Annotated in this window: 20 protein-coding genes; 1 reads left to right on the forward strand and 19 read right to left on the reverse strand. The window is 59.7% G+C overall.

Translation table 11 applies throughout. The features are described from left to right. Position 1: 1 nt before the first annotated feature. The 8 genes from M0654_RS09040 to M0654_RS09075 form a co-directional block, all read right to left on the reverse strand. Positions 2-1,285: a MotB family protein gene (locus tag M0654_RS09040; protein WP_248682809.1), complete on the reverse strand. Its 1,284-nt coding sequence runs from the start codon at positions 1,283-1,285 to the stop codon at positions 2-4. Continuing rightward, complete coding sequence (locus M0654_RS09045) at positions 1,282-1,923, reverse strand: hypothetical protein (RefSeq protein WP_248682810.1); 642 nt, start codon at positions 1,921-1,923, stop codon at positions 1,282-1,284. The genes M0654_RS09040 and M0654_RS09045 overlap by 4 nt, the downstream gene beginning before the upstream one ends. Positions 1,924-2,176: 253 nt before the next feature. Next, positions 2,177-3,145: a flagellin N-terminal helical domain-containing protein gene (locus tag M0654_RS09050; protein ID WP_248682811.1), complete on the reverse strand. Its 969-nt coding sequence runs from the start codon at positions 3,143-3,145 to the stop codon at positions 2,177-2,179. Positions 3,146-3,399: 254 nt separating this feature from the next. Next, a complete protein-coding gene (locus M0654_RS09055; RefSeq protein ID WP_248682812.1) occupies positions 3,400-4,350 on the reverse strand; it encodes a flagellin N-terminal helical domain-containing protein in 951 nt (316 codons plus the stop codon). Between the two features lie 298 nt (positions 4,351-4,648). Then, on the reverse strand, positions 4,649-5,665 hold the full coding sequence (locus M0654_RS09060; protein ID WP_248682813.1) for a UDP-glucuronic acid decarboxylase family protein: 1,017 nt from the start codon (positions 5,663-5,665) through the stop codon (positions 4,649-4,651). A gap of 31 nt (positions 5,666-5,696) precedes the next feature. Continuing rightward, positions 5,697-6,755 carry a glycosyltransferase family 61 protein gene (locus M0654_RS09065; RefSeq protein ID WP_248682814.1) on the reverse strand — a complete coding sequence of 353 codons (1,059 nt, stop codon included), beginning with the start codon at positions 6,753-6,755 and terminating at the stop codon, positions 5,697-5,699. Between the two features lie 103 nt (positions 6,756-6,858). Further along, complete coding sequence (locus tag M0654_RS09070) at positions 6,859-7,473, reverse strand: FkbM family methyltransferase (protein ID WP_248682815.1); 615 nt, start codon at positions 7,471-7,473, stop codon at positions 6,859-6,861. A 93-nt stretch (positions 7,474-7,566) separates the two neighbouring features. After that, positions 7,567-9,483: an O-linked N-acetylglucosamine transferase, SPINDLY family protein gene (locus M0654_RS09075; protein WP_248682816.1), complete on the reverse strand. Its 1,917-nt coding sequence runs from the start codon at positions 9,481-9,483 to the stop codon at positions 7,567-7,569. A 288-nt stretch (positions 9,484-9,771) separates the two neighbouring features. Here M0654_RS09075 and M0654_RS09080 point away from each other — a divergent pair, with 288 nt between their 5' ends. Then, the gene (locus tag M0654_RS09080) at positions 9,772-10,722 is read left to right on the forward strand and encodes a flagellin N-terminal helical domain-containing protein (RefSeq protein ID WP_248682817.1); all 951 of its coding nucleotides are present in this window, start codon (positions 9,772-9,774) and stop codon (positions 10,720-10,722) included. An 80-nt stretch (positions 10,723-10,802) separates the two neighbouring features. Here M0654_RS09080 and M0654_RS09085 read toward each other — a convergent pair whose 3' ends face one another. From M0654_RS09085 to flgC, 11 genes are all read right to left on the reverse strand, one after another. Beyond that, positions 10,803-11,570 carry a class I SAM-dependent methyltransferase gene (locus M0654_RS09085; RefSeq protein WP_150132677.1) on the reverse strand — a complete coding sequence of 256 codons (768 nt, stop codon included), beginning with the start codon at positions 11,568-11,570 and terminating at the stop codon, positions 10,803-10,805. An 83-nt stretch (positions 11,571-11,653) separates the two neighbouring features. Beyond that, a complete protein-coding gene (locus M0654_RS09090; protein WP_248682818.1) occupies positions 11,654-13,219 on the reverse strand; it encodes a glycosyltransferase in 1,566 nt (521 codons plus the stop codon). A gap of 100 nt (positions 13,220-13,319) precedes the next feature. Next, on the reverse strand, positions 13,320-14,057 hold the full coding sequence (gene fliP / locus M0654_RS09095; protein WP_248682819.1) for a flagellar type III secretion system pore protein FliP: 738 nt from the start codon (positions 14,055-14,057) through the stop codon (positions 13,320-13,322). A 141-nt stretch (positions 14,058-14,198) separates the two neighbouring features. Further along, positions 14,199-14,714 carry a flagellar basal body-associated FliL family protein gene (locus M0654_RS09100; protein ID WP_248682820.1) on the reverse strand — a complete coding sequence of 172 codons (516 nt, stop codon included), beginning with the start codon at positions 14,712-14,714 and terminating at the stop codon, positions 14,199-14,201. Positions 14,715-14,755: 41 nt separating this feature from the next. Next, on the reverse strand, positions 14,756-15,475 hold the full coding sequence (gene flgH, locus M0654_RS09105) for a flagellar basal body L-ring protein FlgH (RefSeq protein WP_118848699.1): 720 nt from the start codon (positions 15,473-15,475) through the stop codon (positions 14,756-14,758). Next, positions 15,472-16,032: a MotE family protein gene (locus M0654_RS09110; protein WP_248682821.1), complete on the reverse strand. Its 561-nt coding sequence runs from the start codon at positions 16,030-16,032 to the stop codon at positions 15,472-15,474. The genes flgH and M0654_RS09110 overlap by 4 nt, the downstream gene beginning before the upstream one ends. Beyond that, the gene (locus tag M0654_RS09115) at positions 16,029-17,156 is read right to left on the reverse strand and encodes a flagellar basal body P-ring protein FlgI (RefSeq protein WP_199925178.1); all 1,128 of its coding nucleotides are present in this window, start codon (positions 17,154-17,156) and stop codon (positions 16,029-16,031) included. Before M0654_RS09115 ends, M0654_RS09110 begins: the two co-directional genes overlap by 4 nt. Beyond that, positions 17,153-17,638, reverse strand: coding sequence for a flagellar basal body P-ring formation chaperone FlgA (flgA, locus tag M0654_RS09120; protein WP_390919864.1), 486 nt, complete (start codon positions 17,636-17,638; stop codon positions 17,153-17,155). Before flgA ends, M0654_RS09115 begins: the two co-directional genes overlap by 4 nt. 19 nt (positions 17,639-17,657) lie before the next feature. Further along, positions 17,658-18,446 carry a flagellar basal-body rod protein FlgG gene (flgG, locus tag M0654_RS09125; protein WP_118848696.1) on the reverse strand — a complete coding sequence of 263 codons (789 nt, stop codon included), beginning with the start codon at positions 18,444-18,446 and terminating at the stop codon, positions 17,658-17,660. Between the two features lie 17 nt (positions 18,447-18,463). After that, positions 18,464-18,799, reverse strand: a complete 336-nt coding sequence (locus M0654_RS09130) for a flagellar hook-basal body complex protein FliE (protein WP_248682822.1) — start codon at positions 18,797-18,799, stop codon at positions 18,464-18,466. Next, positions 18,796-19,215: a flagellar basal body rod protein FlgC gene (flgC, locus tag M0654_RS09135; protein WP_118848694.1), complete on the reverse strand. Its 420-nt coding sequence runs from the start codon at positions 19,213-19,215 to the stop codon at positions 18,796-18,798. Before flgC ends, M0654_RS09130 begins: the two co-directional genes overlap by 4 nt. Position 19,216 lies beyond the last annotated feature (1 nt).

Here is a 19,216-nt window from a genome sequence, read left to right on the forward strand (position 1 = left end):
ACTATCCCTCATCGGCCTGGAGAAGGATCTCGATGCGGCGGTTGCCGGCAGCAAGCGGATCATTGGTGACCTGAAGGCGACGGTCCGCGAAACCGGAGACCTGCTTGATGCGCTCTTCCTTCAGCCCGCCGCGAACCAGCATGTAATAGGCACTGTGGGCGCGGGCCATGGAAAGCCGCCAGTTGTCGTTCTCGGTGCCCTTGAACTGGCGCCCGTCGGTGTGGCCGCGCAATACGACGCTGCCCTTGCGATCGGTGAGGATCTTGCCGATCTTCTCCATCGCCAACACCATTTCGCGGCGCGGGACGGCCGAACCGATATTGAACATCGCATCATCGGCCTGATCGGAGATTGTCACGAGCAGACCGCCTTCGGCCGGCGTCACGACAAGACCTTCGGCCAGCTTTCCGGCAACACCCGAGATCTGCGCCTGGATCTGCTGGCGCAGTTCCTCGGCGGCCTTCTTTGCCTGGGGATCGGCGTTCACGGCATCATCAGGCTTCTGTCCAGGAGCACCGGACGCCTTGTCGGTCTGGGCAGCATCGGGACGCGCGCTCGGCACGGCCATCGCGACCTGCGCATCGTTCGACTGCAGCTGGTTCTTGGTTTCGGTCGATTGCGGCATCGTCGCGGGGCTTGCCAGATCCGCCATCGGATTGTCGCTCGGCATCGACTTTGCAGGCTGCTCCGGCCCTTCGGACGACGTCACCTGCATCTGCTTCGTCCAGAAATCCGGATCGAAGGGATCACGATAGGCCTCGCCGCCATCGGCACCGGTTGCCGGACCGGAATCGGCAGCACCCGCCTCGCCCTTCGAGCTGACATTTGCCTGCTGGCCGATCTCCTGCGCGATCTCGGCCAGAACCGAGTAGGGGTTCTCGAAGTAATCCGCTTCCGAATAGTTCGGTTCATCGCCGGAGGTCGAGGTCATGTCGTCGCCGGTTGCGGCCGCGGTCCCCTGGACCTCGCCCTCACCCTTGACCTTGGACTTCTCGCTCTGCTCCTGACCGTCCGCTGCATCGACGGGCTTCTTCAGGCCCTTTTCGGCCGGCGTCTCGTCGGAAAGCTTGATGGGATTGAAGTAACTCGCCATCGAGGCCTTGGTTTCCTCATTGGCGGCGTTGACCAGCCACATGACGAGGAAGAAGGCCATCATGGCGGTCATGAAGTCGGCATAGGCGATCTTCCACGCGCCACCATGGTGGCCGTCGTCATGCCCGCCGCCATGTTTCTTGACGACGATGACTTCGTTCTTGCCGTGGTGGTGGTTTTCGCCCTCGCTCATTTCATTACCTTCTTAAGGGAAGCCGACCAGGCCGAAATCCGTGTCACAAGCGCCGTCTCACCAATGTCGACGGAGATGTCGAGATCCGGTGCCTCGATGTGGCGCAGAGCAGTGTTCTCCGCCCCGAGCGCCTCCTGCAGTTTTTCAAAAAGATGCACCGGGCCGCGCACCGTCAGCACGCCGGCATCACCGTCCAGGATGGCGGCACGAATGAGCGCTGCCATTTCACCGACGGCCTGGGCGGCCAGAGCCTCATCAACCAACGGCGCGAGAATCGCTGCCGTCTGGTCGCTGACGGCCTGCGCCGTCACCGCAGCAATCTCTTCGAGGCGGGAGGCGATCGTAGCCGCCGCCTGATTTTCGTATTGCTCACGCAAGCCGGCCAGTTCTGCCGCATGTGCGGCCACGAGCGCCTGGCGCTCCTCCTCGAACTCCCGCCGCAGTGTCTCGGAAGCTTCCTGGTAACCTTGCTGATGGGCCTCTGCCCGCTCCGCCTCAAGATCAACCAGCGGGGCCGCCGGGACCTCGAAATGAAGATCATCGTCAGTGCCGTGATCAAAGGCCGCACCCATCATGTCCGGTGGTGGTGCTTCCGGCTCGCTGAAATCGCGCAGGTAACGGGCAAGCATTGCACTCATCGCACAATCCCCTGCCCTGCCATAGCCGATCCCCGCCTGCTCATCATGAGCTTGCCGAAGGAGCGAATTTGCGCCGCTGCCATCATTGCATCATCCGATAGGTTGCCTTTTCCATGGCCCGACAAAGACGCAGCTCCGCCGGACCCTATGGGAACGGTACGCAAGGAAACTTGTGCGAGGATGAATCGAGGGCGTCTCCACCCCACGTTCATGAAGGAGCGCGCGAAACATCTGCCGCGCGCTCTTGATCGCCTTACTGCCGGAACAGCTGGAGGATGTTCTCTGCGTTGGTGTTGGCGATCTGCAGCGCCTGGATGCCAAGCTGCTGCTGTGTCTGCAGTGCCTTGAGCCGTGTCGACTCCTCGTTCATGTCCGCATCAACGAGACGGCCGATGCCCTTGTCGATCACGTCCGTCAGGGAGGCGACGAAGCTTTCCTGCATGTCGATGCGCTTGGTGATGGCGCCGAGCGTCGAGGCTGAATCCGTCAGCCGCTGCAGCATGGTTTCCACCGCGAGCAACATGCCGGCGAGTGAATCCGCCGAGGTCGTCGTCGTCAGCTTGATTTCCGATCCAGTGGCGGCCACGTCCGAATTGGCGTTCACCAGGTAATAGCTGACGCTTGTTGTGCCTGCCGTACCGTTAGGCTGAACAACCGGCCAGTCGCGTGTCAGCAACCCACGGCTTGCATCGTACTTGTCGATCAGGACAGACGCGGACGCATCAAATTTGAGCGTGGTCAGGGATATGCCGCCATCCGGCGCACGGTTGAAGGACGCCACGATGTCCTTGGTCCCGGCACCCGTGGTGGCCGTGTTGTAAAGCCAGTTTTCACCGGAGAAAGATGCAGACTCGGCTATCGATGCGAGCTGGTTCTTCAGCTGGGACAGTTCCTTGTCGATCTTCGTCTTGTCGACGCCCGGCTCGGAAGCGGCGGTGATCTTGGACTTGATTTCGTCAACGACGGCGATGGCAGCTTCGAGACCGGTGTAAGCCGTGTCAACCTTGGCGGCGCCAAGCCCGAGAGCATCCTCGACGGTGGAAAGGGCCTTGCGGTCAGAGCGCATGGTGGTCGCGATCGACCAGTATGCAGCGTTATCAGCTGCCGTTTCGACACGGTAACCGGACGAGATCCGGCTCTGCGTCGTTTCCATGTCCTTGTTCGTCTGCCGAAGCGTCTGGAGCGCGGAAAGCGCGCCTACATTGGTAATAATACTGGCCATAAACACTGCCCCTGAAGGATGACGGGACATACCGGAGCTTCGCCGGTTACGCTCCACAGCATCATGCTTCCGGGCCTACTCGGAGCAGGCTTGCCGGTGGGCGTCATACATGGCTGAGGGTCGCTGAACGTGATCTGCCCCAACCAATCCATGGGGCACTTAAAACCATAGAGCCTGTGCGAAGCTTTCGGCGCAGAAATGATAAAGGCCGCACGAGGCGGCCTTTATGCTTGAGCAGAGTGTTTTGATGCCGATTAACGGAACAGCGTAAGGAGGCTCTCCGAGGAGCTGTTGGCGATCGAGAGTGCCTGGATGCCGAGTTGCTGCTGCGTCTGCAGAGCCTTGAGGCGGGTCGACTCTTCGTTCATGTCAGCGTCAACCAGCTTGCCAACACCGGATTCGATTGAATCAGTCAGGTTTTCTACGAAGTTCTTCTGCAGTTCGATGCGCTTGTTGACTGCGCCGATGTCAGCAGCAGCGTTGGTCATCTCCTTCAAAGCCGATTCGGTCGCAGCCAGCGCAAGCGAAAGTTGATCCACGGTCAAGTTGGTAATATCAAGGCCAATGACGCTCGTTGCGGCGCTACCGTTAACAACAGTACCGGCCGAGTTGGTGTAGGCGACCGAGTGGATCTTGGTCAGGATGCCGGTGGTCGTCAGGTTGGTGGTGCCGGTCTGGGCGATCAGCGACGAGCTGCCGGTGTTGTATTCCAGCGTCGTCAGGCTGATGTTACCAGCGTTGTCGCGGTTGAATGAACCAACAATGGCCTGCGTGCCGACGGTGTTGGTGCCGACCTGGTGGTAAACCCAATTCTGGCCAGAGAAGGCAGCAGACTTGGCGATCGAGATCAGTTGGTCCTGCAACTGGTCGATTTCCTTCTGGACCTTGCTCTTGTCAACGCCTGGCTGCGAAGCAGCCGTAATCTTCTGCTTGATTTCGTCTACAACCGAGATCGAGTTTTCAATTGCAGTGTAGGCAACATCGGTGATGGCAGCACCGAGGCCCAGCGCGTCCTTGACGGTGCTCAGTGCCTTGTTGTCGGAACGCATGGTCGTTGCAATCGACCAGTAAGCGGCGTTGTCGGAAGCTTTTTCGATACGGAAACCAGAGGATACCCGCTTCTGCGTGGTTTCCATGTCACTGCTGATGGTGCGGAGAGTGGAGAGCGCAGCCATAGCTGCGTTGTTCGTGATAATGCTGGTCATGATAGATGGCCCCTACAGTTTGGGTAATAAATGGGGACATTCCGGTTTAGGCCCGGCAAGAAGTGTTCCGCATCATGCTGCCTTGTCGATCTCCATCGACGGTGAGACACACTACTTGAGTGCGCTCAGATAATGCGATCATGGTTAAAGAAGACTTACGGCAATCGAGAATGTGTGAATTCTTCGATTTAACCGCGCGGGAGCGCCGTCACCGCCTCAGTGTGGAGACGGCTCCTTAGGGAACAACAGCTTTTCGAGCGGCTATGGCCGCTCTCGCCTCAGCGTCGCCGCACGCGGATCAGGATGCGCGTGCGACCGGTGTCATCATGCTGGCGTGCAGGTCGCGCAGCACCGGCACGTGGGTGTCGGCAGATACGCCGGACAACAGCTTGTCAAAATAGTCGATGGTGCGCAGCAATCCGTGCTCGATCTTGATGGCGGGTGTCCATTGCAGCTTGGTTTGCGCCAACTCGATATCAGGCTTGCGCTTCATCGGGTCGTCCGTCGGAATCGGTCGGTACACGATCTTCGACTTCGATCCGACGAGACGGATGATTGTCTCGGCGAGCGACGCGATGGTTTGCTCGACCGGATTGCCGAGGTTCACCGGCCCGGTGAAGCCATGTTCGGTCGCCATCATCCGGACCATTCCGTCAACAAGGTCGTCGACGAAACAGAAGGAGCGGGTCTGCTGACCGTTCCCGTAGATGGTGATGTCCTTGCCTTCGAGCGCCTGGACGATGAAGTTCGAGACGACCCGTCCATCGTTGCGGTGCATCCGCGGACCATAGGTGTTGAAGATCCGGATGACCTTGATGTCCACCTTGTGCTGGCGATGGTAGTCGAAGAACAGGGTTTCAGCGCAACGCTTGCCCTCGTCGTAGCAGGAGCGCGGACCGATCGGGTTCACATTGCCCCAATAGGACTCGACCTGCGGATGGATGTGCGGGTCGCCGTACACTTCCGAGGTCGATGCCTGGAGAACCGGGACCCGCAGCCGATGTGCAAGCCCCAGAACATTGATGGCACCCATGACACTCGTCTTCACGGTCTGCACCGGATCGAACTGGTAATGAACAGGGGATGCCGGACAGGCAAGATTGTAAATGCGATCCGCCTCAACATGCAGCGGCTGAGACACATCATGGCGCATCAGCTCGAAGCGCTTGTTGTCCATCAGGTGGAGGATGTTCTCGCGTCGTCCGGTAAAGTAGTTGTCAACGCACAGGACTTCGTGGCCTGCGTCCAGCAGGACCTCGCAAAGATGCGATCCAATGAAGCCGGCACCACCTGTGACCAAGATCCGTTCAGACATCATTCGTTTCCCACAAGTGGTGTTGATTTCCCTAGAGCTTGGCGATCACCGACTCGATCACGCCAAGATCGGCGAGGCATACCAAATCATTGACGGAGACACTGGTCGGCCGCGGCTCATTCTCATCGAGAAGGAGCCCGCCGGGGCTGACGATCGCCGTATAGTCCAAACCCTTGGCCTGGCAGATGCGGGCGTAACACGCATTGACGTAGTGCGACTGGAACAATTCTACTACACGCGGCCCCTTGGACGCCTGCGAGAACAGCAGGTTGGTCATGCCGGCGCCGTGCGCCCCGACAATGACGTCGGCATCGCGGAAAGTGGTGATCTGCTCTTCGACCGTCAGCTTGCCCGGCGTGATGATCTCGAAGCCATACGAGGCCATGAGCTCGCACACGGCGTCCTCGTTGAGGATGCGGCGCGTCGAACCCGCATCCAGGCGGGAGGCATAGATCTTTCGCCCGCGCTCGCTTGGCACGTCCACCGCTTGCGCGATGTCTTCGAACTGCGACGTCACGAGGACATGCGGCGCGAATGCGAACTCACCACCAGTCAGGTTGCTCCGAAAGCCTTTGCCGCAGAAGAAGATGTCCGTCTTGTCGAGTTCGAAACGCTCACCTTCGAAGTCGATCATCGACAGTGTTTGTGACTGCCAACTGTTCAACGCCGGCATCACGGTCACGAACTCTTTCCAGGGGGCGAACTGCCGGAACAGCAGGAGGCTCGCCAGGCACTGGAAGTTCCAATGGTAATAATTATCCGACGCCATGTTGCCGATGACGAGCGCCGGCATATCGCCGTCATAGCGCGACACCGTGGCATCAACCCGCAGCGTCTGTTCCCACGACAGCTTTGGGATCAGATAAAAGGAGTCCTGGACGACCCCCATTTTTTCCGATTTCACGGTGAAGGCGCTGCCCGTTACGACCGTCGTGCCCAGGTCGGAGAAAACGATCTCAGGCGTCTCATACGCTAGCGGTGCGGTCTTCAGAAAGTTCCGGAGGGACTCATCTTCCCCGACATCGTCAGAGACATGTACGGCAGGGTTCCATGCAGGGACCACGACCTTATCAATGCAGATTGATTGCATCTATGATTCGTTTCAGCGCGTTGTGAACGTCTAATTTAGTTATCGCACGAAACTTGTGCGGGATTGTCCCCGCAGAGCCCATGCCCGAACAGCTACCGCGTCCTCAGACGCGGGAGTAGAGAAGGTCCCAGCCGTGAGTGTCGAAGCCCAAGCCCGCTTCGCGGTATCCGCAATCGACCAGGTGCTGTAGGACGGCCGGCTTGCGGTCATGCAGATGGAGGATCTCGAAGGAGATGTTCTTGACGTTAAGCTGGGTCCAGTCGGTGTTAAGAATGATCTCCGCATCAAGACCTTCGATGTCGAGCGCGAGATATTCGACCGGGCGATTGCCAAGCGTGGTCTTCAGGAACTCGCTGAGCGTCATGACCTTCACCGACAAGCTCTTCAGGTCACTCTGCGGGTAGTGTTTCTTCACATGCTCCAAGCTGCATGAAAACACCTGGAAATGCGGACCGTCTTCGGGAGCCCAATAAAAGGTCAGAGACGTGTCTGAGACATTGTCCGGCACCACGCCCATCTGGAAGATGGCAGCCTGGGGATAATCGACCCAGCACTCCTGCAGCTTCGTGATGTTCACCGGGTTCGGCTCAACCAGAACAACATTTGCGACGTCGGTCTGCGGCAAGCCTTTTACGAACTCGCTGAAGCCGTCACGGAAGTTGGCGCGGGGGTCACGGTCACCTGCCCCCGCCCCGATCTGCACGAAAGTCTTTGCCATTCTTGTTCTCTTTCGGCGAGCGCAGACCCGATCCATGAATCCGCGCAAGCGCCATTGTGTTGAGCAGCCCTGATGACTGCTGAAAATTCCTGATTACTCAGACACAAAAAATGGTTCGGTCCGAGGCGGCAGGACCGGGACGTCGATGTGGTCAGGCTCCAGGTTCTGGCGCGCACGATCGACCATCATCTCGTAGGCTTTCTCGAGATGCTGACGGAAGCGGTCATGGTCGAACAGCGGCTTGATGCGCTTGTTCTCGACCAGGCGCTCCTTGTAGCTCTTGATCAACTCGCGGTTCTCGTAAAGCGCGACTGCCTTCTGGAAGTAGGCTTCTTCGGACTCGGCAACCAGTTCCGGCAAGCCGATCGCATTCAGCAGGCTTTCGCTGACGCGCGACGCGAAGTGATTGCCCTTCTTCGTCAGCACCGGGAGATTTGCCCAAAGCTGCTCGGAGGTGGTCGTATGGCCGTTGACCGGGAAGGTATCGAGGCCGAGGTCCGCCAGTCCCATGCGGGAGACATGCTCTTCGTAGCTGACGAGCGGCGTGAACTTGATACGCTTCCGGTTGATGCCAGCGCTCGTGATCTTCTTGATGATATTGTCGTGTGCTTCGTTGCTCGTGCACAGGACCCAGATCATGCTGTCAGGCGTAGCCTTGAGGATCCGGATCCACAGCTCGATGTTCTCGGTCGAGATCTTGCGGCTCGCATTCAGCGAGGCGAAGACGAACATGTCTTCCGGCAGGTTCGCATCCTTGCGGGTCAGCGGGATCATCTTCGGACGGTAGATCGGGTCGTTCGGCTGGTAGCATTCCGGCAGACGGACGAACTTTTCCCAATAATGTGGCTTTGACTCATCCGGCAGCACGTAGTGGTCGCCGATTACGTAATCGAGGTCGATGTTGACGGTCGTTCCGGGGAAACCGAGCCATGCGACATGGATCGGGGCTGCCTTGTGGTTGAGGATCGTCGAGCGGCTGAACCTGGTCTGGCCCTTCAGGTCGACGAGGATGTCGATTTCGTGGTCGCGGATGGTCTGCGCCGCCTCTTCGATCGACATGTCCCGGATGTTGACGATCTTGCCCCATTTCTCGCGGATCTCGTCCGGCTCGACATAAACCTTATCGGTGTAGCAGAACAAGGTGATGTCGAACTTCTCGCGGTCGTGATGCTCCAGCACGCCACGCACCAGCTTCATGGTCGCATGCGCTGACCAGAAGTCGCTCGACACATAACCGACACGAATGCGCTTGCCCCACGTGTGGGGCATCTGGCGGCGCTCGCGGGTGTGGCTCTCCGGTACCGCTGCCGGGTCATGCGCGACAATCTTGTTGATCGCCTCGTCCGGCAACCAGTGCAGGTTATAGAATGGCGACTCGTGCTTGAGGAACTTCAGATCGCCCATCTCGAGAAGACGATCCAGTACAGGCTGATATTTCGCCATGCCGTCGTAGTCGTTTACTTCGCGGCAGGTCACGAGGTAGGACTGGATGAGGAAGGTGCTCTGCGGATAACGCTTCAGCAGGAGCCGCATGATCTGCCGGTCGCGCGCGTCTTCCGGCATGTTGGTCAGAAGCAGGACCGCCAGGCTGTTGTGCTTGGAGTTGTCGCTTTCCGCCAGCACCTTGATGTAGACGCGGACGATGTCCTTGTCCTTTTTGTGCAGGAAGCAGGAGGCGATGTAGAAGGCAAGGTTTGCGTCCCGCTGAGCCTTTTCGGCAAGCGGACGCCCGACGGCAAGCGCATTGTCAAACTCGTTCAGCTCGTACCAGAGCTTCATCGCCTCTTCGCGATAGGCAAACTCTTCCTTGCCGCCGGCTTCCGCAGCGAGCTGGTAGGCGTGCGCTGCTTCCCGCTTCATATCCAGGCATGCCAGCGTCTTGGCCAGAAGGCAATAGGTTGCGGCATCGGCCTGCATGTCCAAGAGCTTGTTCAGGACAGTCAGCGTTTCGGTGTATTCACCCCGCCTGAAGCTTTTCTTGGCTGCGCTGAAGAGAGGGTTCTGGGACACTATCGGACTCCGGTTTCGGCATGACGACATGCAGTCAGGCAGTGCTTTACCGGCTAAAACTTGTGGCAGGCTGGTCTTCTATTCGCTTTGGCTGCTGCCATAGACGTTGCTTCAGCCAACGCAACTTAAAATTTATGCTTAAATATTTATCAACAATTATGGTTCATATTAACCATAGATGACGAGGCGAGGTTAGCAATCACCAGCAAGGCATGATGCCTATAGTCACTGCCGGTGCGTAAATCCGGCATGTCCCATCAGTAATTCGTTTTCAAAAAGGGACTGCGCATGACAAGTATTCTTACTAATAATTCGGCCATGGCCGCCCTTTCCACGCTCCGGACCATTGGTCAGGACATGGAACGGACGCAAAGCAGGATCTCCTCCGGTTACAAGGTCGAAAACGCATCCGACAACGCCGCCTACTGGTCGATCGCAACCACCATGCGTTCGGACAACAAGGCGCTGAGCACCGTCAAGGACGCTCTCGGCCTCGGTGCAGCCATCACCGACGTCGCCTATACTGCAATCGAAAATTCCATTTCCGTTGTTGACGAGATCAAGCAGAAGATCACCGCAGCTTCCCAGCCGGGCGTCGACAAGTCCAAGGTCCAGAAGGAAATCGACCAGCTGCAGGACCAGCTGATCTCGATCGCCAAGTCTGCTGCCTTCTCGGGCCAGAACTGGGTCTACCACCAGACCGGCAACAACACTGTCGGCACCCAGGCCATCGTTGGTTCGTTCAACCGCGACAACTCCGGCGCCATCAGCCTGACGACGCTGGAATACAACACCGGCAGCTCGTCGCTGATCGCCCAGACCGGTACCACCAACCTAACGAATGCAGGCATCCTGACCAAGCACCATGCGGTCACCTATACCAATTCGGCCGGTGCAACCGCGTCCGTTACGGCGACAAGCAGCGTCATCAGCCTCGACATCAGCACGATGGGTGCCGACCTGCTTTCCATCTCCCTGGCTGCGACCGAGTCTGCGCTGAAGGAAATGACCAACGCCGCTGCCGACATTGGTGCCGTCAACAAGCGCATCGAGCTGCAGAAGGCCTTTGTTGAAGATCTGTCTGACTCGATCCAGACGGGTGTTGGCAAGCTGGTTGACGCTGACATGAACGAAGAGTCGACCCGCCTCAAGGCTCTGCAGACGCAGCAGCAGCTCGGTGTACAGGCCCTGTCGATCGCCAACAGCGAAGCGCAGAACATCCTGACGCTCTTCCGCTAATCCCTAGCGCCAAAGCAAAAAATAGCGCCCTCGCGGGCGCTATTTTCGTTTGTGTGACGATCTAATCGACCGAAGCAGCCTTACGTGTTGAAGAACAGGCTGTGATTCATGTCGGCCAGAACCGCGTCCGTCTGGAAGACGTTGTTGCTGCGGTAGTGACTGACGATGGCTTCCTGGTCGTTCGGCTGCGTGAAGTAATCGCGCACGATATCCAGGTAGTTGTCCCGCAGCACCGTGTTCTGCGGGTCGAGGTTGGTCACGAAGACAAGACCGGTCGGCGGCGCATCGACAAGCATCACACGAAGGTCCGGACGATATTTCTGCAGGATCGGCACGATCTTCCAGACGTCACCGGTCCACCAGCCGGGATAGGCCGTATGAGCGCTGTTCTGGTTCGCGAAGTCCATGCTCCGGTGGGCCATGATGTGATTCAGCGGCAGGCAGTCATGGAGGCAGATCAGCGTGTTGCGGCTGCTGATCCGCTCGGTGTTGTAGAAGTCGCGCAGCAAGTATTCGAAGAGGTGCATCCCGTCCAGGAAGCACATGTCCGGATGGCCGCCGAATTCTGCTACGACGTCAACGTCCCGGAAAAACTCGTCGCTGGTCATCTGGAACAGGCGCGTCTGCTTCTTGTTCGCCGCCACATTCGCGTTGACGATGAATTCCGGATCCACGCCAAAGGCAATCTCTGCCTTCACGCCGCTGAACGTAATGCCACGCTGAACGCCGACTTCGAGATAGCGTTTGACGTTGCGAAGCGCGGATAGCCTCGCGATCACCTCATTGTAGTGAGTGCCGGGATGCTGTTGCGGTAGAGCTCCTGCCTCCAGGGAGACTATTGCGTTCATGATGGTTATCCTATTCAGATCAGGTCAATTAGCATTTTCTTGCATAGACAGCTTGCGCATAGCTGTTGGAAATCAGTCCGCACTCAGTTTGCGTAGGCCATGGAGTCGATCAGCGATCGCAGGAACATCGACTGAGGCCGGCTCGACATGAGACGGAAGCCTTCTTCCGCAAGCTTCTGCCGGCGCTCTTCATCGGCCACGAGTTCAACACAGCGGCTCACGAGTTCGTCGTAGGCCGCGACTTCAAGCCCGCCCCGATAAGGCGCGATCTCCGGATCGCCGGGGCGCCCTTCCGTCAGGACGCAGATGCGGTTGGCGAGCAGGTAGGACACCCGCACGATTTCGAACACGCCGTTTTCGCAATGCTGGACATTAAGGACGACCTTGGACCGACCGATCGCCGCATCGCGCTCCTCGCCATAGATCCCGAACAGGTGGACCACGTTGAGGCCCTGAGCACGCATCGCGTCAAGAAGCTCACCGCGGCGCTGGGTCATCGAGCCGTAGAACAGGACGTCGATATCCTTCACCGGTGCATGCTCGATCCGCGTCAGGCGATCGCTGTAGCCGATCTCAAGCGTCCGCACATGATCGAGGCCACGCCGAGCGATCTCCTTGCGGTTGCGCTCGGAGTAGTCGACAGTCGGGAATGCCTGCATGATGCTGATATACAGGTTGTTCATCCACTCGCTGCCCGGCAGCACCTGTTCCAGGTTCACGATGACCGATTCCGCCGGAAGCAGCCGTGCGACCTCGGCCGGCAACAACGTGGCGCCGAATACGATCGGGATGCGTCCGTTGAACTCCTCCATCGAGGTCACAACGGGAGCGGAACCGCCCATTTCCTCGAAGGCACATTGCAGCGTGAAGGCGACTTCCGCGAAGGCCTGCGAATGGACGTAGCCTGGAGGTGAGACAACCCAGATGCAATGCTTGTCCTTGTGGTTCTCCCACCCGCCTGCAAATGGGCGCAGGTCACGTATCGGCTGTGCGGGATGAGCAGCGACTGGCGCCGCTACGGGGTTTGGTTGGACCGGCGCTGCAGGAGCCTGCTCCGGCTCCGAATCCAGTTCTTCGGACGTGGAGACCTTCTGGAGCACTGCCGACAGACCCGCGATGGCGCGCGGATGACGCGCGACCTGTTCGGCCGCCATGCCAGTCTTGCTGAGTTCAACGCCAAAGGCGCTCGGGATGAAGTTCAAGGCCGCGAGCTCGAAACGGCTCTCCGCGTCCATGTCCTCCGCCATCCGCGCACAGAGCATCTGGAAGGTCAGCTCATTGAAGGCGCGCCGATTGGATGGGTCACCCCAGGCTTCAAGCGAGAGGTCGTATGGCACCGTCACTTCCAGCGTGCCCCCATCCTGAAGCAGGTAGAGGCAGGCTTCGATCGCCGCATCGAAGTCGCTCAGCTGCTGGAAGACATTGCGCGCCACGATGCGGCGAAAGCTCCCGCCCGTCAGCTCTACGAAGCCAAACCGTCGGCTATCGACTGAAAGCATTCCGCCTGGTTTGAAGTTGCTGATGTCGAAGGTAACATCTGCTTCCTGCGATGGCACGCGTCCAATGTTGAATGCGTCAGGCAGACACGTCGAGGCTCCGACCAGGTTGAGGACCTCGGGCAACAGTGTTTTTGTCACGGAACTGTTCATGGAGCGCTTTCTCTCAGGTTCAGTCGCTCTGTTAGCGGCTCAACCCTGCATAAAGCTTGCGCCTCAGCCCCTGACGAACATTATCTGAACGAAATATACGCTACCCGAACGAGCGGATCAGGCTTCCGACGAGCAGATTCCAGCCATCAATCAGGACGAAGAACAGGATCTTGAACGGCAGGGAAATCGAGGTCGGCGGCAGCATCATCATGCCCATGGCCATGGTGATGGCGGCGACGATCATGTCGATCACCAGGAACGGCAGGATGATCAGGAAGCCGATTTCAAAGCCGCGACGGATTTCCGACAGCATGAAAGCCGGGATCAGCACCCGGTAATCGATCGCTTCCGGCGTGCCGACTGACTGGTTGCGCTCGCGGGCGATCTCCACAAAGAGCTGGAGGTCGCGGTCGCGGGTGTTGGCCGACATGAAACCGCGGAAGGGTTCGGCGATCCGCTGCACGGCTTCCGCTTCGGTGATCTGGTTCTGCAGCAGCGGTTGCACGCCTTCGTTCCAGGCCCGGTCGAAGGTTGGCGACATGACATAGAAGGTCATGAACAGCGCCATCGAGATGAGGATCAGGTTGGAAGGCGCCGAGGCCAGGCCCATGCCGGAGCGCAGGATGGAGAAGGCGATCACGAAGCGCGGAAAGCTCGTGACCATGATCAGGATGCCGGGCGCCACCGAAAGGACGGTCAGAAGACCGAAGGTCCGGATGATCCAGGCCGCTGCAGATCCATCGACCGGCAGGTTCAGAAGATCGGCCGGCGACTGCTGCGCCGCCGCCAGATCTGGCAGGAACGCAAAGGCGACAAGGGCAAAGATCAGCCGAATCATCAAATCAGGACCATGGTGGACATCGCCCTCGATACGCCCCGGCGCGAACGAAGGTCAACACCAGGATCTTGTCCGTGTGCCATTCTTGAACAGGAAGCTTTCCCGGTGTGCCCTTGCCGCCCCAGCGGCAGGCGTTGCGGCCTATTCGATCACGAAGGTCCGCAGCATCACTTTGGCGACCTTGCCCTGCGAGCGCAGGTCGACGCGCTCCTGGATGTCGTCGCGCAGATACTGGAAGCCGCGCGGCCCCTCGATCTGCTGCAGGGAGACCGTGCGCATGTAAGCCAGGATGTCCTGGTGGATGCTCTCGGCCAGCGGCATTTCCGGCTGGCCCTTGAAGGCAAGCGCCACTTCCAGGCGAACCCAGTTTTCGGAAGGATAGGCTAAGTTGGTGGTGATCGGCTCCAGCATCACGACGCCACTAGCGGGCGTCGAGATATGCGGGAGGCCTTCATCCTTCTTGCCGGCTTCGCCATGCGCACCGGCCGCGGCCTCTTCATGCTCGGCGGTCGCCGCAGGCTCCTTCGGCGCAATCATGCCGCCGACAACCCAGCCACCACCGGCGCCGACAAGCGTCAGGATGCCGACGCCTGCGATCAACATGATGCCGGCCTTTTTCTTGGCGCCGCCTTCGGCTGTCTGTGCTTCGTCCGCCATGCTCAATCAAGCCTTCACTAGCAAGAGGTCTTCGCGCTTCATCAGAAGGGCGCGAAGAGATCCACGACCTGCTGGCCAACCGGAGGCTGCTGGACCTCTGTCAGGCGACCGCGTCCGCCGTAGGAGATACGGGCTTCGGCGATCTTGTCGTAGGAGATCATATTCTGCGAGTCGACGTCCTGCGGCCGCACGATACCGGCGACGTTCAGGATGCGGATCTCGTGGTTGACGCGAACTTCCTGCGAACCGCTGATCAGCAGGTTGCCGTTTTCGAGGATGCCGGTGACGACGGCCGCCACGAGAAGCTTCAGGGTCTCGGAACGCTTGGTCTTGCCCTTGCCTTCCGATTCGCTGCTCGAATCGTGGCCGAGGTCGCCCGTGGTTCCGGCTTCCGGCGTCCAGCCAAACAGGTTCGACAGGTTCAGGCCCCAGGTGAGGCTGGTCGAATTCTTGCGGTTGCGCTCGGTTTCGTTATCGAACGAGGCCTTGTCATTGATCTTGATGTCGACGGTGAGAATATCGCCGACGTTCAATGCACGGCTGTCCTTGAAGAGCGCCGCCTGGCTGTCGCTCCACAGTGAATAGCCGCTCGCCAGCTGGCGCGGCTGCTTCGGATAGGAAGACATCTGCGTCGTCTGCGCATATTGCAGGCCGCTGCCGATCGGGCTCATCGACGGTGCGTTACCGATCTCCTTGATCGTCTGGCTCTGGCAGCCTGCCAGAAAAAGAACAGCCGTAACGGCGGAAATGCGCTTCGTCATGAGGGTACTTTCGCGGAATCAGGAGTACGTGCTTTCGACGTATTGGGATCGGAAGCGCTGGAGATGATGGTGGAGATCATGCCCGCCTTCTGCGGGTCCATCTCGCTCAGGAACAGGGCCGACTGGCGTGCCGGAAGCTGCATGATGATTGCCGCTGCGACATCGAGCTTCATTTCGGCAAGCGCGGGTGCTGCGGCATCCGGCTTCATGGTCTTGTAGATATCGACGAGCCCTGCCTCTGCGCGTGCCAGGAAGTCGTTCCGGCGCTTCAGCCAGTCCTGGTATTCGGCGGTACGCTCTTCAAGCGTCTTGATGCGCTGATCGACATCGGCCTGCAACTGGTCGAGCTCCTGCTTCTGCAGCAGGTAACGCTGGTCGCGCGCGGCGTCTGCGATGTTGGTGCAGAACTTCTGGATTTCGTCCGCGGTCGAGGTTTCCGAGACGGTCGCCGGCTGCTGGGCGCCAACCTGGCTGACAACGGTCAGGACAGCTGCGGCAGCAAGTACGCGGCGCGCCATCCGCTTGGTGATGGAAATGGTGAACAAGGTCTCGGTCATTGCAGGACGAGCTCCGCTTGAAGGGCGCCGGCAGACTTGATGCCCTGGAGGATGGCGATGATGCCATCGGGCTTCACGCCGATGCCGTTGAGGCCGGCAACGAGGGTGCGCAGGTCCGGTCCGTTGAGGATGGCAACCTGGCCGCCGTCCTTCATCGCCATGATGTCGGTCTGGGGCTGAACCGCAGTTTCGCCGCGCGAGAATGGCTCCGGCTGGATGATTTGAGGCGTTTCGGTAACCTGGACGGTGAGCGTGCCGTAGCTGACGGCAACGCGGGAAATCTTCACGTCCGCACCGATGACAATCGTACCCGTGCGCTCGTTGATGACGACCTTGGCCGGGGTATCGGCTTCGACGACGAGGTTTTCGAGTTCGGCCATCAGGCGCGCCAGATCCGCACTGCGTGGCTTCTGGACCACCACTTCCTGGCTGTCACGCGCTTCGGCAATCGGTCCGCCGTAGCGGCGCTTCGCAAAACTGTTGACGGTGTCCGATACGCGAACCGCCGTCGAAAAGTCGGGGTTGCGCAGTTGCAGGACGAGGTTGACCGAGTCCTTGAACTTCGAGGGCAGCTCGCGCTCGATGATCGCGCCGTTCGGAACGCGCGCCGAGGTGGTGACGCCCTCGGTGAGCGTTGCCGCCTGGCCCTGCGCCGAGAAGCCCGACACGACGAGCGCGCCCTGGGCAACGGCGTAGATCTGGCCGTCGGCGCCCGAGAGCGACGTCATCACAAGCGTGCCGCCGCGCAGCGAAGTGGCGTCCCCGAGCGAGCTCACCGTCACGTCGATGCGGCTGCCGGGGCTTGCGAACGGCGGCAGGTTTGCCGTGACCATGACCGCCGCGACGTTCTTGGCGTTGGACTGGCTGCCCTGGGTGGAGATGCCGAGGTTTTGCAGCATCGCCCGCATGGACTGGTCGGTGAACGGCGAGGACCGCAGGCTGTCGCCCGAGCCCTGCAGACCCACGACCAGGCCGTAGCCGATCAGCTGGTTTTCACGACCAGCCTGCAGCGAGGCAATATCTTTGATGCGTGCTGATACGGAATTTGTCTGGCCGACGGCCGGGGCAGTCGCAAGCAAGGCGCCCACGAGCGCGATTGCTGCCATGAAGCAGTTCTTCTTCATTTTGCCACCACTTGTACTGAGCCATCCGCCATGACGGTGCCGCTGACCGTCACTCCGGAATCGATGTTGCGCACGCGGATGAGATCACCCACCGCCGCGTTTTCCAGCGGCGCGCCCTGCGCCGAGATCGTCATGCTGCCGACGGTGAACATCAGCCGGACCGCCTTGCCGCGGGTGACGGCGAAGGCTTCGCGCAGGGCAGAGACCGGGACGGTGCGACCCGGCAAGAGCGTGCGCTTGGCCACCATGCCGACGACCTGGCGCGTCTTGGTGGTGTAGTCGCCGGTGAGGTGGGGATTGGTCACCTCGACCTCCTGCACCATGCCCGGCATGATTTCCTCGCCGGGATAGATGGTTTGGGTCGGAACAACCGCGGTGCGCATCTGCGCGGCGGCCGGTGCGAAGGACGCGGCGGCGACCAACGCTGCCATCAGCAGTCGTGCCGCGCCCGCACCAATCATGTTCATCCGGCGAAACATCATGTCTGCCTGTCTCCTGGTCTTACTTCAGGTTCTTGCTGACGATCGAAGCCATCTCATCTGCGGTGGTGATGACCTTGGAGTTCATCTCGTAGGCGCGCTGGGCAGAGATCAGGTCCGTGATCTCGCGCACCGCATCGACGTTGGAACCTTCCAGGTATCCCTGCTTCAGGTAACCGAAGCCCGGATCTTCCGGAGCCGCCACGATCGGCTCGCCAGAGGCGGCCGTCTGCTGGAACAGGTTGTCGCCGAGCGGCTTCAAACCGGCTTCGTTGACGAAGTTGGCGATCGTCAGCTGACCGATTTCGGTGAAGTCCGGATCGTTGCCGATACGGACCATGACCTGGCCGGTGCGGGTGATTTTGGTTTCGCTGACATCAGCCGGGAAGGTGATGTTCGGAACGACGGCGTAACCGTCGATCGTTACCATCTGGCCTTCGGCATTCTTGTTGAAGGTGCCGGCGCGGCTATAGAGCGTCTGCCCGTCCGGGGTCTGGATCTGGTACCAGCCACGGCCCACGATTGCGACATCGAGGTCGTTTTCCGTGTGCGTCAGCTCACCCTGGGTGTGGATGTTGCGGACCGCCGAGGTCTGCACACCGAGACCGATATTGGCACCTTCCGGCACGATCGCCTGGTTGGCACGGTTCGGCACGCCGCCGGCACGTTCGGTCTGGTAGAGCAGATCGGAAAACTCGGCGCGGGCGCGCTTGAAACCGGTCGTGTTGATGTTGGCGATGTTGTTCGCGATGACCTCGAGATTGGTCTGCTGGGCTTCCATGCCCGTGGCTGCGACGGAAAGCGCTCTCATGTCTTCGTCCTCAAACTCTAAATTTGCATCTTCGTGATATCGAGATAGGCGGAGACGATCTTGTCGCGGAGCGCGGTTGCCGTCTGGAGCGACTGCTGGGCCTCAAGAACGGCGTCCACGACTTCGCGCGTGTTGGCCTTGCCCTGGATGGCCTTGAAGGACATTGCTTCGGCGCCCTTCAGGCTCGTCATCGTGTCGGTCGCCATGTTGCCGAGAACGGTGGCGAAATCCATGCCAGGAGCCTGGCCGGGCGTCGCACCCGGTGTGCCCATGATGGAGCTTGCCGTCTTGCCGATCTGATCGACACCGTTGGAGCCGGTGAGCGAAGCGATGCTTTGGATCCGGTTAATCATTGTGCCGCCTTCAGCAGGTCAATCGTTGCAGCCACGAGTTCGCGCGTCTGCTTGATGGTTTGGAGATTGGCTTCGTAGGAGCGGTTGGCTTCCCGCATGTCGGCCATCTCGATGAGCATGTTGACGTTCGGCACCTTGACCATGCCGCGTTCATCGGCCGCCGGATGAGCCGGGTCGTATTCCTCGATGAACTTCGACTTGTCTTCGCCGAGCTTCTTGACCTCGACGAGATCGACACCGCTTGCCCGGTCGAGCTCGGACCCGAAGGTGATCGTCTTGCGACGGTAGGGGTCGGCGCCTGGCGTGTCGCCCGTGGAGCGGGCGTTGGCGATGTTTTCCGAGACGATACGCAGGCGGGTGGCCTGCGCTTCCAGGCCGGAGCCTGCAATCTTGGAAGCGGCTGAAAGCGGATCCATT

The sequence above is a fragment of the Neorhizobium turbinariae genome (genome assembly GCF_023223505.1).
Lineage (GTDB): Bacteria > Pseudomonadota > Alphaproteobacteria > Rhizobiales > Rhizobiaceae > Neorhizobium > Neorhizobium turbinariae.